Genomic DNA, 15376 nt, shown 5'->3' on the forward strand with positions numbered 1-15376 from the left:
GTTTCCTTTCTGATTTTTCTTGCTATCTCATATCCAGGATTCTTTATTTTATGACAGCTCAAAAACATGTCAGGCCATTGCCGCTCCTCGAATTCGTCATCCTGATGGCACTACTTACGTCATTGGGTGCATTATCTATCGATGCAATTTTGCCGGCATTACCCGAAATTGGCCGGTCACTTAACATTCAGGACAGCAATGACACCCAACTACTGATCTCCATGATTATGCTCGGTATGTCAGTCGGTCAATTACTTTATGGCCCTCTTTGTGATTCCTGGGGACGCAAGCCCAGTCTGTATTCCGGAATGGTGGTTTTTACAATTGGTTCCTTGATTTCGATGTACTCCAATACATTAGAAGTCATGCTGTTTGGACGGATCATCCAGGGGTTCGGTCTGGCGTCCACCCGAGTAGTCGGAATGGCTTTAGTCAGAGACGTATACAATGGCCGCGAGATGGCGCGAATTATGTCGATCATTATGATGATCTTCATCCTGATCCCCATGATTGCACCGACCATTGGCCAACTGATTATGGAACAATCTTCGTGGGTTATGGTATTCGCCGCATTTGTGATACTCGCCTGGCTTTGCACACTGTGGTTTGGGATTCGTCAACAGGAGACATTGACAGCTGAAGACAAAAAGCCCTTTGTCATTAAAGTGATCTTTGCGACATTCAAAACTATTCTGACTCACAAAGCGGTGATGTCTTATACCATGGCAGCCGGGTTTGTGTTCGGGGCTTTTCTGTCTTATCTCAGTGCTTCGCAGGCAATCTTTGAGCAGGTATTTAATATCGTCGACGACTTCCCCAAGTACTTTGCCGCCATGGCCGGATCATTTGGGCTGGCAGCGTATATGAATTCACGCCTGGTGATGCGTTTGGGCATGATGAAAATGATTAATTTGGCAATCAAAGGATTCGTGGGCCTGGCAATCATTCTGTTGGTCATTACCCTGATCTATGATGGAGTGCCTCCATTCTGGCTGTTCTTTGGACTCGCATTACCATTGTTCTTCAGCCTGAGCCTGATGTTTGGCAACCTGAACTCCATCGCCATGCAGCCCATGGGACACATGGCTGGTATGGCTGCGGCGGTGATAGGTTTTATTTCCACGTTAATGTCCGTAGCCTGCTCAATCTTTATTGGTCAGCAGTTCAACGGCACCCTGACACCATTCTTTATTGGTTATGTCGTACTCGGGCTGGCTGGCTGGTTTATGATCCGGATTGGCAACAACGCTGCTACGGATATCCAGGACTGATTACTCCTCTGCCGCCATATCCCTAAGGTTATGGCGGACAACAAACTCTGCAAAAGACCGCTGCCAGTGGTCACCACAACCAGTCGCATATGATAGACTCCAGCGATTCTTTGCTGTCACTGAAAACCCTATGAATTATAAGGATCTAAGAGATTTTATTGCCACCCTGGAAAGCCGTGGACTGCTAAAGCGCATTCAACTTGAAGTCGACCCTTATCTGGAAATGACAGAAATTTCTGATCGGGTATTGCGAGCTGAAGGCCCGGCATTGTTATTTGAAAACCCTAAAGGTTTTTCCATGCCGGTACTGGCCAATCTGTTCGGCACTCCTGAGCGTGTGGCACTTGGCATGGGTGCGGAAAGTACCGATAAATTGCGTGAAATCGGTGAGTTACTGGCGGTTCTTAAAGAACCTGAACCCCCATCCGGTTTCAAGGATGCACTCAGTAAATTTTCCACCTATAAACAGGTGTTGAATATGCCTCCGAAAATCTTAAAAAAAGCCAATTGCCAGGAACAGGTATTTCACGGTGACGAGGTAGACCTCAACCAAATTCCCATTCAAACCTGTTGGCCGGGTGATGTGGCTCCGTTGATTACCTGGGGTCTGGTCATCACCAAAGGACCTGAGAAACAACGGCACAATCTGGGGATTTACCGTCAGCAGCTGATTGGCAAAAACCGGGTCATTATGCGCTGGCTGAGTCACAGGGGTGGCGCGCTTGATCTCCGTGACTGGCAGCGTAAATATCCAGGTCAGCCATTTCCAATCAGTGTCGCGCTCGGGGCAGACCCAGCGACCATTATCGGCGCAGTCACTCCTGTACCAGATAGTCTGTCAGAATACGCCTTTGCTGGCCTGCTGCGTGGCCACAGAACGGAACTGGTCAAATCAGTATCCAATGAGCTACTGGTACCGGCTTCCGCAGAGATTATTCTGGAAGGTCATATTTATCCCGACGATATGGCAGCAGAAGGGCCTTATGGCGACCACACAGGGTACTACAATGAAGTGGATCAGTTTCCGGTATTTACCGTGGAAACCATCACCATGCGTAAAGATCCTATCTATCACACCACGTATACCGGCCGCCCACCTGATGAACCGGCAGTGCTTGGAGTGGCGCTAAATGAAGTGTTTGTACCGATACTGAAAAAACAATTTCCGGAAATCGTGGATTTTTATCTGCCACCGGAAGGTTGCTCCTATCGAATAGCCATCGTTTCCATCAAAAAACAATATGCTGGCCATGCCAAGCGGGTCATGATGGGGGTTTGGTCTTTTTTGCGCCAGTTTATGTACACAAAATTCGTCATTGTCTGCGACGATGATGTCAACGTCCGTGACTGGAAAGACGTTATCTGGGCAATCACCACTCGTATGGACCCAAGTCGTGATACCACCCTGATCGAAAACACTCCCATCGATTATCTCGACTTTGCCTCACCTGTGTCTGGCCTGGGGTCAAAAATGGGAATGGATGCCACCAATAAATGGCCCGGAGAAACGGACAGGGAATGGGGTAACCCCATTGTCCGGGACCCCAAGGTGGTGGCAAAAGTTGATGAAATCTGGAAAAAGCTGGGTATTGAACAATAGCGGAGACTGATATGAGACTGATTTCCTGGAACGTAAACGGCATTCGGGCCATCATGAAAAAGGACTTTTTGCAATCACTGGAAACAATGAAACCTGACGTACTGTGTCTGCAGGAAACCAAAGCCCAGGATGATCAGGTCATCGAAGCGCTGGCAGAACTTGAAGGATTCCATATTTACAGCAACTCAGCGGTCAAAAAAGGGTATTCCGGTACAGCAATCCTGAGCAAAACCAAGCCCTTGAGCATTAAGGCGGATATGGGAATCGAGGAGCACGACCAGGAAGGGCGGGTGCTCGTAGCTGAGTTTGATGAATATTATCTGGTCACAGTCTACACACCGAACTCAGGAGGCGAATTGAAGCGTCTTGGGTATCGTCAGCACTGGGATAAAGCTTTTTTGCAATACCTGCAGCAATTGGAAATTCACAAACCGGTCATCGTCTGTGGAGATTTCAACGTCGCCCACCAGCCAATAGACCTTGCCCGGCCGAAAGCCAATTACAATAAAAATGCTGGCTATATGCAGGAGGAAATTGACGGTATGGATCAATATATCGCATCAGGTTTTCTGGATACCTTCCGCTACAAAAATGCTGACCAGGTTAAATACAGCTGGTGGAGCTATCGGGGTGGTGCCAGAGCCAAGAACGTAGGTTGGAGAATCGACTATTTTCTGTGCTCAGAAATTCTGGGTACAAAAATCAAGCAGACTGATATTCTGAACGATATTCATGGCTCAGACCATTGCCCGGTATTACTGGAGCTTTAACAAGCACTCTGGCTTTGATAGTGATACCCTTATTTTCATTCGCCCAGAGTCTACATAATGGAGCATGTTTTGATTCAGACCGAATGTACCATTCGCAGCATTGAAAAAACTTCTGGCCAGGTGTCTATCATTACCCTGGTTCCCGAACAGCAACCCGAGTATAAGGCCGGGCAATACCTTGAACTGCAGATTCCCGGTCAGGAACATGCATTTTTCACGATTGCCTCCGGTCCTGGCCAGGCATCCCTGGATATTCATGTTGTGGTACCTAACGAGAGTTCTAACTCTCACGCCATTGTTCAATACCTGCAGCAAAATAATCGGGTCAGCGCCAAAATTGGCCAGGGCTCCTGCTATCTTGATAACTTTAAACCAGAAAACGGGCCTTTGCTGCTAATCACTGCTGGCACCGGGTTCTCACAAGCCAAGGCTATTTGCGAAGAACTGTTCAGCCAAGGCCCTCTGCAGCGCGAAGTACATTTGTACTGGGGGGTTAAAATGGTTCAGGATTTATATATGCACGACCTGCCACAACAATGGCATGAACAGTATCCATTGTTTCACTACTGCGCCGTGGTATCAGACCAGATTGACTGGCAGGGTAAGCAGGGGTTGTTGTATCAGGCAATTCAAGCGGATTTCCCGGACCTGAGCAAATGTCAGGCGATTTGCTGTGGCTCCCCGTCAATGGTGTATGCCACCCGGGAGGAACTGATGAAACATCATTTCCGCAAAGATCAGATGCTGAGTGATGTTTTTGATTTTGCACCGGAACCCTAATTACAAGATAGGGTGGCAAGCGTAAGAGGGAGCTTCGAACGGCTCCCTTAAGCATGACTAGATGACTTTCGTCAGCAAACTTTCCAGGTACGGTAGGTTGGGAATATAAGCTTTTCCAAGAGCGGTTTTCACTGCCATTGCTTCGGCTGGCCCAAGATTTTCCTGGCTTTGTTCAACATCGTCATTGCCAACCCTGACCATCCGGGGGATCCCCTGAACCACCACCGCAAAAAATGGCAATCTGCTATGAGCACCAGAACCATTCATTACAGCAATCCGAGCCGAAACTGTTTTGGGCGCCTGTGTTTCATGGTTAGCCAGTTCATAAGACAGTACAGGTATTTGTTCACCCCGCCAGAACATAAACCCCAGAAACCATGCAGGTGCATTTTCAAGCGATCTGGGTTCGGTATAACCCACGACTTCTGCAACTGTGACGTTAGGCAACAACAAGCTTTTGCCCTGGGCAGGAATCAACAAGCAAGGCACTGCCTGACTGGCAGAATCGCTTTGAATCTGTTTGGTCACTATTTTTCTCCTACTGATTTAAGTCGCAGTAACTTCCAAACTTGTGGTATCGGCTAATAACTGCTCAACAAATTTGCGAGCCAGCTGTTCCGGCGAGCCACGAAAACTCACATAACCGGCCTCTGACACACTGTCGGGCATCGATGGCTCGATAGCAGACTGGCAATCCTGAGCCCAGACTGTACCGCCAGCATCAACGATACTGGTTGCTCCCAAAGTACCATCTGACCCCATGCCACTAAATACGATGGCACTGGTCATATTTTTATATCGGGCAGCAACATTCTTAAATAAATGATCGATACTCGGACCATAAGGACCAGACCAACCATTTTCGAGTATTTCAACCACATGATTGGCCTGAAACTGAATTTCCCGGCTCACCGGGACCACCAGAATCTTGCCATTTTCCAACTGGCACCCTTCACTGACCAGTTCCATTTTCAATTCTGTATGGCGTCCCACGGATGCCACCAACGCATCAATGCAGCCCTCGTCTATATGCTGGGCATACAAAAATGCTGCTGGTAAATCAGCTGGAATCCGATCAAAAAACTCTTTCACTGGAGAAGGGCCGCCCAGCGATGCTGCGACCACACAAACATGGTCAACCTGACTCGGGTTCGCATAGCGGAATCTGGCTGGGAGTTTAATCACATCAGAGGGATCGACTCTATTCGCACTGATCAAAGCATCCAGATCAAGCACAGGTGCCGACTTCACTTCGGCGATTGGATCAGCAAACTCCTTCAGCTTGGTAATAATACGTCTACGCCAACTTGGAAACTCCGTAGAGTTCCTCTCAGGTGCTTTACCATCGCCAAAAAACACCGGTGCACAACTATGATCAAGAATTTGCTCAAGTACATCATCCCAGGCATCCGAATCCACCAGATTAACCACCCAGACGGATATGGTATCTGATCGAAGCAGTGCAGCATTCACCTTTTCGGGATGTGTGTTTACACCAACCTCATAGCCTTCTTCTACAATGACATTCTGCAATAAATGCTGTTGCAGTGGTTGATCAGCAATGATCCCCACTCGTGCCTGATGTCGCACTTAACCTACCCTGTTGGCCTTAACCAGCTTCTCTATCGCCTCAAGCAGCATGGACTCCTGGAATGGTTTCCCCATGTAGTCATTCACACCAATCGCTAAAGCCCGGTCTTTATGTTTAGAGCCTGTACGGGATGTAATCATAATGATCGGCACCTGTTTTGTACGGCTGTCATGGCGGACCCGGTTGGCAACGTCAAAGCCATCCATCCGAGGCATTTCAATGTCCAGCAATATACAGTCAGGAACACGATCCTGTAGCAATGCAACAGCATCAACACCATCTTTGGCCACCAGAACTTCATAACCCTGCCGCTCCAGTAAACGGGAGGTTACTTTTCTCACGGTAACTGAATCGTCCACCACCATAATCGTAGCTGGACCAGAAGCACGACGGCCACTATGGCCGGTGGAGATATTGGTAGCCTCTACTTCCACTGGCTCGCCGAATTCATCATCGCGCTCGTAATCTGCTTCCAGTACTGGAATCCCTATATCGTCAGTACCGGTTCTGGAAATAGTCAGATCGCTTCTGAGCAGAGAAGTCAGGTCCAGAATAACGACCACGCTACCATCCCCAAGAATCGTCGCTCCAGACAGAGCCTGAACATCGGCAAACTGCGGCCCAAGGCTTTTTACCACGATCTCACGAGAGCCCATCAACTTATCAACGTTTAAAGCAATGGATTCTGAATGAGTTCCCCGTTTTACCAACACCAGAGGTACCGGCATGTTTGAACTATAAAACGATGGACGATGATCATAATTGAGAGTCGACCCCAGATAGTTCACCTTATACCGGTTGCCTGCGTATTCGAACGGAACCGCTCCGGGTTTCACATATTCCATCAGTTGTTGTGGCGCGATACGAACAATACCTTCGATTGTATCAAGCGGAATAGCGTAGTGATCATCACCGATAGCCACCATCAATGCCCGGTTAACAGATACACTCACCGGCAGGTGAATGGTGAACTCAGTACCCTGATTCAATTGGGTATCGATAACCATCTGCCCACCCAGTGCTTTTACCTCTGAGTGCACCACATCCATTCCGACACCACGACCAGAGATCTGAGTAACCTTCGCTGCAGTGGAAAAGCCCGAATCAAGAATAAACTGTAATACATCCTGATCACTGAGCTGCTGATCTTTTGAGATCAGACCACGCTCCACGGCCTTTTCCCGAACCTTGCCGACATTGATACCTGCACCATCGTCCTTGATCCGGATGACTGCATCACTGCCTTCCCGGTTAATAAATATGCTGATCTGTCCAACAGGACGTTTGTGCAACTCCTGACGGCGTTCCGGCAGTTCGATACCATGGTCAACAGCGTTACGAAGCATGTGCTCCAGAGGTGAAATCATCCGTTCCAATACGGTCCGGTCCAATTCCCCTTCTGCGTTATTTACCACCAGCTCAACTTCTTTACCCAGCTCTCCTGCGATCTGACGCACGATCCGCCGCAGTCTTGGAATCAAACGACTGAACGGCACCATTCGTGTCTGCATCAGACCTTCCTGGAGCTCAGTATTGATACGGGATTGCTGTAAGAGCAGTGTCTCAGCATCACGGGTCTTATCAGTCAAACTGTTTTTCAGGTCCAACAGGTCGGAAGCCGATTCCATCAGCGAGCGAGACAACTGCTGAATGACGGAGTAACGGTCCATTTCCAATGGGTCAAAGTCCTGATAGTTACTTTCCTCTGCCCTTTCCTGACGAAAACTGACCTGAGCATCGGTTTCAATATCCAATCGGCGTACCTGATCGCGAAGACGGTCGATCGTGCCTTCCATCTCTTCCAACGTAAAACCGAAGTCACTAACCTGCTCTTCCAGTCGCGAACGGGCAATAGAAGTCTCCCCGGCGAGGTTGACCAGATTTTCCAACAGCGACGCACCAACCTTAACGGTTTCCTGAGGCTGGCCACCTTTATTCCGCCCCTTAGATTTATCGTCATCCCGTTTTTCAACTTCCCGCTTCTGGAAGGGAACAACATTGGTAGCTGGTTGCTCGGACTGCGGAGCAATCTGAGCGGCCAGATCAGAACCATAAGGTTCTTCAGGCTCATCTTCGTCCTCTACCTGAGCAATAACCGACGGACCAACTGCACCGCTCAACCCTTGCTGGGCAAGCATTTGTTGCAGTGTCTCAACACCATTGACCAACTGATCATTCATTGCCAGGATTTGGCCAAAAAAGCTTTCATCCAGCGGCAGATGATTACGCTGGGCCGATATGACAAAGGTTTCAAATTCATGGGCTTTGTTACCCAGAATAGTCAACTTAGCCAATCGTGCACCACCTTTCAGAGTATGCAGGACCCGCTTTAACTCGTCGGTGTGATTCTCATCTTCAGGATCTGCCTGCCATCCATGAATGGCACCATCCAGCTCAAGCAACAGTTCATTGGCTTCATCAACAAAGATATCGAGGATATCGAGATCCATGTCGTCGGTCAGCGTCATCTGCCAGTCAATACCTTGATCATCACGCTTCGCACTTGATGCCCCCACAAACGAAACATTTGGCTGTGAAGGCTCAGTTTCAACAGGTTCTGAAGCACCTTCCGGCTCTGAAGGCTCAAAGTCCGAGTCTATTTCATCCTCTTCGAATACGGCTTCTGGTTCCTGTGCAACGGTGCCAAATTTTTGATCCAGAGCGTTACTGCGAAATTGTTGAATAGCTTCAATCAACTCTTTTGCAGGGCGACAGGACATGGTTGACTCAACATCATGCACCATATCCGCAAGCCGCTCATGACACTGACGGCACAGATTGGTAATTTGTGTAGAAACCGGATATTTGCCGTCACACAGATCTTCGTAGAGAAACTCAAGTTCATGACCCAAATCGCCGATGTGTTTCAACTCGGCCATTCTGGCACCACCCTTCAGAGTATGCAGATCACGCTGAAGAGCTTCAATCAGATCGGTATTGTCAATATCGTCGGCCCACTGATCAAAGGTCTGGGTAATGTCTTCAAGCAGATCATTGGCTTCTTCCAGGAAGATTCCGATCAACTCAAAATCACCTTCGGTTTCTTCCAAGCCGTCACCAGACAGATCGTCTGCGACATTATCCAAGGTGATCAGCTCTTCGATATCAGTACCGGCTGTATCTTCATCAAACTCCACTACATCCAGCTCGGGTAATGGTAGTTCCGAAGCGGTTTGCGTATCTGTCCCGGTAATCAGGGATCTCAGCATCCGTTCTACTTCTTCCTGCGGCCATACGCTCTGACCCGCAGCAATCCGATCCATCATATTAATTAATGCGTCCTGGCCTGCTAATGCAGCGACAAAAAACTCATCATCAGTCGCGATTCGCTGCTGCTGCACTACTGTATACAACTCAGCCAAAGCATCACTCAGAGTGACCACTGGCTTAAGATCAATAGTCCGGGCCGCTCCCGCCAACGTCTTCAATTCCTGAATCAGTACCTGCAACTGATCAGAGGAAATTTCCGCCTCTTTCCAGTCACTTACGATCCGCTCGGCGTCAAGAATGATATCCATGCTTTCGGACATAAAGATGGCCATGACATCCTGTTCTTCTGGCGCACCTGTATTCCGTTTGAAAGTTGATAACTTAGACTCGTGTAACTGTTTTACCCGCTGAACGAATTCGACATTGTCTTCAGGTATGGGATCATCAGCTTCTTCACATGCCAGGGTAATCCGTACACGGGTGATCAATTCAGAAAGGCAGTCATTGATGGCGCTGTCATAACGTATACGCCACTCTTGAAACTCCTTGATCATTTTTTCTACAGGCTGGACAAGGTCGGCAATCGTATGCAGTGTGGCCATGTGTGCCGAGCCTTTTATTGTATGCAAGGCACGCTGAATTTTGTCTTTTAGCAGCTCTTCCTGACCATTCTGGCGAAAGAGATTAACTTCTTCCTCAAGCACTGCCAGCAGGCTATCCAGCTCTGTACGGAACACATCGAGCAACGGGTTCTGTTGCTCGGCAGTCTCAAATTCCAATTCAGGTTCAGGGCCTGATCCGGTTAATTCTTCGTCTTCGTCTTCATCGGTATCCTGATCTGCCTCTTCTAATTCAAAAGGCAGATCAGACTCAAAAGGGGTTTCGGACCAAGAGTTAGTGGCTATTGCCGTTGCTTTATTGGACAGGTAATCAACTCTGTCCTGATCATAACCGCCGTTTGTCCTGAATGCTTCCACCAAATTCGGCAGAATGTCGATCACTTCCTGAACCACATCGACAAGGGGCTGTGAATACCCAATCGTGCCATCAATAAGACGGTTCAACATGTTCTCAATCGACCATGCCAACTCACCAATGACATTGGCACCAACCATTCGGCCACTACCTTTCAAGGTATGAAACGCCCTTCTGAACTCGGTCAATGCTTCTTTGTCTTCAGAGTTACGCACATAACGTGGGAAATATTCATTCAGTGCTTCCTGCACCTCTTCAACTTCCTCAAGGAAGACTTCAATGATTTCATCATCAATCAGATCGTCATCCGACTCCGCAGTGGCCGCATCTCCAGTTACAAGCTCGGCAGCGACCGTTTCCTCTTCATCAGGCTCACCTGCTGTCTCAGCATCGGATGCAATATCAGAATCATCAGTAGTGACATCAAATTGAAGCACAGAGTCTTCTTCGTTATCTGCCTCCAATTCGGCAACAGGCAGTTCCACTGGTTTAATAACGGCATATCCCAGATCCGCCACTCTTTTTTCGGCTTCGGCCAGCAAATGCTGATTGCCTTGAGGACCATCTAATCCCAGTCGTTCAAGGTAATATTCAACCCCCATGATGGCATCAGCGAGAGTATCCAGTTCCGTCCATTCAGGACGATAACCACGATCCGTCAGCTTGTCTTTTACATATGCCAGACAGCTCGCCAGAATACCCGCTGGTCGAAGCATGGGAATCATCCGCAACCCACCACAAATGGCAGATAACACCGAGGGTATGGATTCAAGACTATTGGCATCAAACTGACTGCCAATGTAATCAGTAATGGCCTCTTTAACTTGTTCCAAACCATTTCTGGCTTCCCGGATAACTGCTTCCTGAGCACCATCGATTGAATGAGCAGCCTGCACTCCATCCACATCGTGACCAGACGCTGTGGACAATGCACTTAATGTTGCTTCCACATAAATAAGAGCACCGGCGATATCCATCAAGGAGCCATCAGAGAGCGGCTCATTTGCATTATGCAGAGAATTGATGATATCAATTTGTTCTAATAGGACCTTACGCGGAATACCCAGCGCCAAAACCGCCATAGTATCGGCAACGTGCTTGATGTCAGGAACCAGTTCAAGCAATTTAGCGCTATTCTGTACCTTGCCACGCACCATAATATCGAGAGCATCTTTAATTGTTCCCAGCTCTTCCATCAATGCGCTGACCACGCTGTTCATAGTTTCATGGTCGGGTCCGGACAGCGGATCATTCTCATCTGACGCGCTTATGGGCAGAGAATTGCCGAGGTCGAAACGCTCTTTAATGACCGTCAGCATGTTATTTTGACTATCAGATTTGGCAATGTAATAAAGAAGGTTTTTGAGAACTTCCTCATCAACACGGGCATTGATAGCCTCTGCTTTGTTTACACAGACATCTTTTAAAGAGTGATCCAAAAACTTTAACAGTCTTTTTGTTGCGGTGGACAATTCGATAGTGCCTTCCGCCAGCCCCTGCAAATACGCATGGCCTACTTTCCACAAATGTCCTTTTGGGGTATTGCCGGCAAGTGTTTCCAGGCGGCTAAATACTTTAAGACAGTATTCGAAATTATGTGCCAGCTCTTTGCCGTTCAGAATCCCAACCAGTGCATATTGAAACATCTGCCGGAGCTTTCTCAACAAATCCAAAAGCCGGGGATCACTGAAACGCCCCGTATCATTATCCACCGGTGCTTCCATCACAGCCGTCAGATTTGGCGTAAACAAAGCCGTTTCGGACATCAGTGCTTCACCACGGGCTGACCGCAGGTCATTCAGCAATGGCAACAGGATCAATGGCAGATCCCGCTTTGAGCTTTTTATATGATCCAGATAGACAGGAAGCTGCAAAATTGCCTGCATCAATACAGACAAATTGTCCTCACTGGCAGGGATGGCTTCATTTACCAGTTCAGCTGCCAGCTTCTCCATTTCCTCTGCAAGAAGAGCCGCTCCATAAAATTCGACCATGTGCAGAGTACCGCTAATCTGATGCAGATAAGCCAGGCAGAACCGCAAACGAGATGAGTCTTCTGGATTCTCCACATAGGCTTCTAAAGCCTGCCTGGACTGCACCAGCGTCTCCTGTATTTCACCTTTTACCCAGTCAAGGGCAACATAGTCGTGACGTTCCACCATGCCTATTCTCCGCCCGATCACGCTTTCTGCTTAATATAAGCAAGCGATGATTCACTTGATATCCGTGTTAATTCAGTACCATGCCAATCAGTCAGCTCCCCAGAACCAAGAAGTAACAGTCCACCAGGGGCCAGATGTTTGGCTAGATGATTAGTAATTTCTTTTCGGCGCCAGCGCCGAAAATAAATCAGTAAATTCTGACAATAAATTACATCGAAATCCCCTAACGGAGATTTATCGATATCCAACACATTCATACGGATAAAACATACCCGGTCTTTCAAATAATCGGAGATCTGACACCATCCGTCTTCACATGTGAAGTAGGTTTTCAGAATGTCCGGTTCAACTGTTTGTAATTTTCTTTGTGGATATTTTCCTGCCCTTGCTTTCGAGAGGACAGGCTGGCTAATATCAGAGGCAGTAACAGACCAGCGGCAGGGAGAACTTTGCCCCAACTCCTGATCCGCAACCATTGCAAGGCTGTACGGTTCTTCTCCGGTTGAACATCCAACACTCCACAAATTAAATGGTTTGCTTCGTGGTTTTCTGGATTGAAGATAGCTCCGAACCAAATCAAAGCCTGCAGGATCACGGAAAAACCGGGTTTCCTGTACAGTCAGCCGATCAACCAGAGTGTCCCATTCCATCAACCCGGAAGTACTGTCTACAACCAGGTTGTAATAGGATTGGTAATCCCCACACCCGATTTCTTTCATCCTGAGACTGAGATTAGTTTGTAGAAACCTGCGGCGCTGTTCAGTAATCTGTATACCCACCCGATGCTCCAGGAGTTCCCGCCACTGCCGGAACTCCCTTTCATTGAGGGGGCCGCCAGGAATCTGGGGCGACCACTTTTGAGTTACTGGCTCAGCCACTTTTAATGATGTGCTCTGTGGTTAGATAGATAACAGGTCCGCATCAAAGTCATCGGACATTGAACCCTGACCGGATCGACTATCCGGCAGTTTAAAACCAGCTACCGATGCACGCATTTCATTTGCAAGCTGAGCAAGGTTACCAATGGATTTCGCTGTTGCCATGGTACCTGCAGATGTTTGCGAAGTAATTTCCTGAATAACGTTCATCGTGTTGGAAATATGACCGGCAGAAGACGCCTGTTGTCTTGCAGCGTTAGAGATGTTCTGAATCAAATCTGCAAGAGATTTGGATACGTTCTCAATTTCTTCCAGTGCCACACCCGCGTCCTGTGCCAAACGAGCACCACGTACCACCTCGGATGTTGTTTGTTCCATCGAGATAACCGCTTCGTTGGTGTCGGTCTGAATCGTTTTAACCAGTGCCTCGATCTGTTTTGTCGCAGCTGAGGAACGTTCCGCAAGGCGCTGTACTTCGTCCGCTACCACCGCGAAACCACGACCTGCATCACCGGCCATAGATGCCTGAATCGCAGCGTTCAAAGCCAGAATGTTCGTTTGGTCAGCAATATCGTTAATCAACGATACGATATCACCAATCTCCTGAGAGGATTCACCCAACCGTTTAATACGTTTCGCTGTTTCCTGAATCTGCTCACGGATGTTATCCATGCCATTGATCGTTGCCTGTACCACGTCAGCACCTTTTTTGGCGATCGCAACCGACCGCTCCGCAACCGCTGATGATTCAGCAGCGTTGGCAGATACCTGGTCAATAGATACTGCCATCTCGTTCACAGCGGCAGAAGCTCCGGCAATTTCCTGAGCCTGGTGTTCAGATGCCTCTGCAAGATGCATCGCTGTAGCCTGTGTTTCCTGGGCAGCTGAAGATACCTGTACTGCAGTCGCATTAATCGCAGATACCAGACCACGCATCTGGTCAATCGCAAAGTTAATGGAGTCAGCAATCGCACCTGTAAAGTCTTCGGTTACCGTTGCTTCAGTTGTCAGGTCACCGTCCGCGAGATCAGCCAGTTCGTCCAACAGACGCAAAATTGCGTTCTGGTTCTGTTCGTTGGTTTCAGCTGTATCTTTAAGGTCAAGCTGGGTATCACGAATAAACAATCCAGCAATAGCGGCAATCAGAAGGATTGCGATACCACCTAACGGCCACACCATATAGTCCTTCAGGAAACGCTGGCTGGAATAATTTACGAAAGAGTCTGACAAACTGGTTGCCAATTTAAGCAATGTAGAAGAATCATTGGAGATAGAACTGGCAGCTTCTCTGACCTGGAACAACTCTGGAGAGGTTTCAAGAATCTGGTCAACGGACCCGTTCACAAACTCAAACTTAGTTTTAATGTTCTGTAAGGCTGCAACTGCATCACTATCCACAACTTTGGTAATACCCAGGCTACTGTTTCCTTCCAACATGCCAGTCAAAACCCGGCCAAACAAAGTAGCATCACGGCCAAACGAGTCTGCCGCCATTACCGCACCTTCACCACCACTCAATACTTTGTTCACTGACCGGATAATACGTTCAGCCAACCAGGATTGACGCTGTGCCACAGCAATTTGTGGAGACGCAGATCCAATATCAAGCATGGTTTCGACAACTTCATCATACTCAACCTGAAGCTCAGGAATTTTCTCACTCATGGTTGATGCAACTTCGTGCAAGGCCAGAATCGTAGACTGCGAAGCAATAATCTGGTCAGCATTGAGTTTTGCCCGATCCCACACTTCCTGTAAGGATTGCAGGTTATGGTAGGACGCATCAGCACCTGGCAAACCAGTCTGCTCATTACCATTTACAATGTAATCCCAACGGGCCTGGAATTTTGTTCTGGATTCCTGCAATGAGCGAAAAGCATCTGCCTGACCAGAAGCAGCTTCTGAGGCATCCTTCGCTATCTGCTGTGACAACACTCGTAACTCACCTACATGCTGCAGATATTCAGAATCGTACCTGTTGTAGGTGGACAACCGGATGAACACCACAACTGTTACTGCTATCACCAACACCAACAATACAAAAAGGATAGCGTATAGTCGGTTAATTCCTATTACCGAAAGGTAATTACCGCTTTTCTGTCTCATTTTCGAACTCCAGTTCGCTTGAGCGATTAACAA

General features: G+C 48.1%; 9 protein-coding genes. 4 read left to right on the forward strand and 5 right to left on the reverse strand.

Annotated elements, in window-relative coordinates:
* Positions 1-50: 50 nt before the first annotated feature.
* From ACQY6I_RS16715 to ACQY6I_RS16730, 4 genes are all read left to right on the forward strand, one after another.
* Positions 51-1271 (forward strand): multidrug effflux MFS transporter, encoded by a 1221-nt coding sequence (locus ACQY6I_RS16715; RefSeq protein ID WP_428242641.1) that lies wholly within the window; start codon positions 51-53, stop codon positions 1269-1271.
* Positions 1272-1401: 130 nt separating this feature from the next.
* A complete protein-coding gene (gene ubiD, locus ACQY6I_RS16720) occupies positions 1402-2871 on the forward strand; it encodes a 4-hydroxy-3-polyprenylbenzoate decarboxylase (protein ID WP_428242642.1) in 1470 nt (489 codons plus the stop codon).
* An 11-nt stretch (positions 2872-2882) separates the two neighbouring features.
* Positions 2883-3641 carry an exodeoxyribonuclease III gene (locus tag ACQY6I_RS16725; protein ID WP_428242643.1) on the forward strand — a complete coding sequence of 253 codons (759 nt, stop codon included), beginning with the start codon at positions 2883-2885 and terminating at the stop codon, positions 3639-3641.
* Between the two features lie 69 nt (positions 3642-3710).
* The gene (locus ACQY6I_RS16730; RefSeq protein WP_428242644.1) at positions 3711-4421 is read left to right on the forward strand and encodes a hypothetical protein; all 711 of its coding nucleotides are present in this window, start codon (positions 3711-3713) and stop codon (positions 4419-4421) included.
* Positions 4422-4478: 57 nt separating this feature from the next.
* Here the strand turns inward: ACQY6I_RS16730 and ACQY6I_RS16735 are convergent, their stop codons facing one another.
* From ACQY6I_RS16735 to ACQY6I_RS16755, 5 genes are read right to left on the reverse strand one after another with little or no spacing between them, the layout of a single operon-like run.
* Positions 4479-4949, reverse strand: coding sequence for a chemotaxis protein CheW (locus tag ACQY6I_RS16735; RefSeq protein WP_428242645.1), 471 nt, complete (start codon positions 4947-4949; stop codon positions 4479-4481).
* Positions 4950-4967: 18 nt separating this feature from the next.
* Complete coding sequence (locus tag ACQY6I_RS16740) at positions 4968-6011, reverse strand: chemotaxis protein CheB (RefSeq protein ID WP_428242646.1); 1044 nt, start codon at positions 6009-6011, stop codon at positions 4968-4970.
* Positions 6012-12359 (reverse strand): Hpt domain-containing protein, encoded by a 6348-nt coding sequence (locus tag ACQY6I_RS16745; protein ID WP_428242647.1) that lies wholly within the window; start codon positions 12357-12359, stop codon positions 6012-6014. It lies immediately after the preceding gene.
* 17 nt (positions 12360-12376) lie between these two features.
* Positions 12377-13237, reverse strand: a complete 861-nt coding sequence (locus ACQY6I_RS16750; protein WP_428242648.1) for a CheR family methyltransferase — start codon at positions 13235-13237, stop codon at positions 12377-12379.
* Positions 13238-13258: 21 nt separating this feature from the next.
* A complete protein-coding gene (locus ACQY6I_RS16755) occupies positions 13259-15343 on the reverse strand; it encodes a methyl-accepting chemotaxis protein (RefSeq protein ID WP_428242649.1) in 2085 nt (694 codons plus the stop codon).
* Positions 15344-15376: the final 33 nt, after the last annotated feature.

The organism is Gynuella sp., assembly GCF_050297175.1.
Taxonomy (GTDB): domain Bacteria; phylum Pseudomonadota; class Gammaproteobacteria; order Pseudomonadales; family Natronospirillaceae; genus Gynuella.

What these genes read in the sequence shown, in the direction of transcription:
- ACQY6I_RS16725 (WP_428242643.1), top strand. Translation starts at nt 2,883, where the DNA reads ATGAGACTGATTTCCTGGAACGTAAACGGCATTCGGGCCATCATGAAA.
- ACQY6I_RS16715 (WP_428242641.1), top strand. Translation starts at nt 51, where the DNA reads ATGACAGCTCAAAAACATGTCAGGCCATTGCCGCTCCTCGAATTCGTC.
- ACQY6I_RS16755 (WP_428242649.1), bottom strand. Translation starts at nt 15,343, where the DNA reads ATGAGACAGAAAAGCGGTAATTACCTTTCGGTAATAGGAATTAACCGA.
- ubiD (WP_428242642.1), top strand. Translation starts at nt 1,402, where the DNA reads ATGAATTATAAGGATCTAAGAGATTTTATTGCCACCCTGGAAAGCCGT.
- ACQY6I_RS16745 (WP_428242647.1), bottom strand. Translation starts at nt 12,359, where the DNA reads ATGGTGGAACGTCACGACTATGTTGCCCTTGACTGGGTAAAAGGTGAA.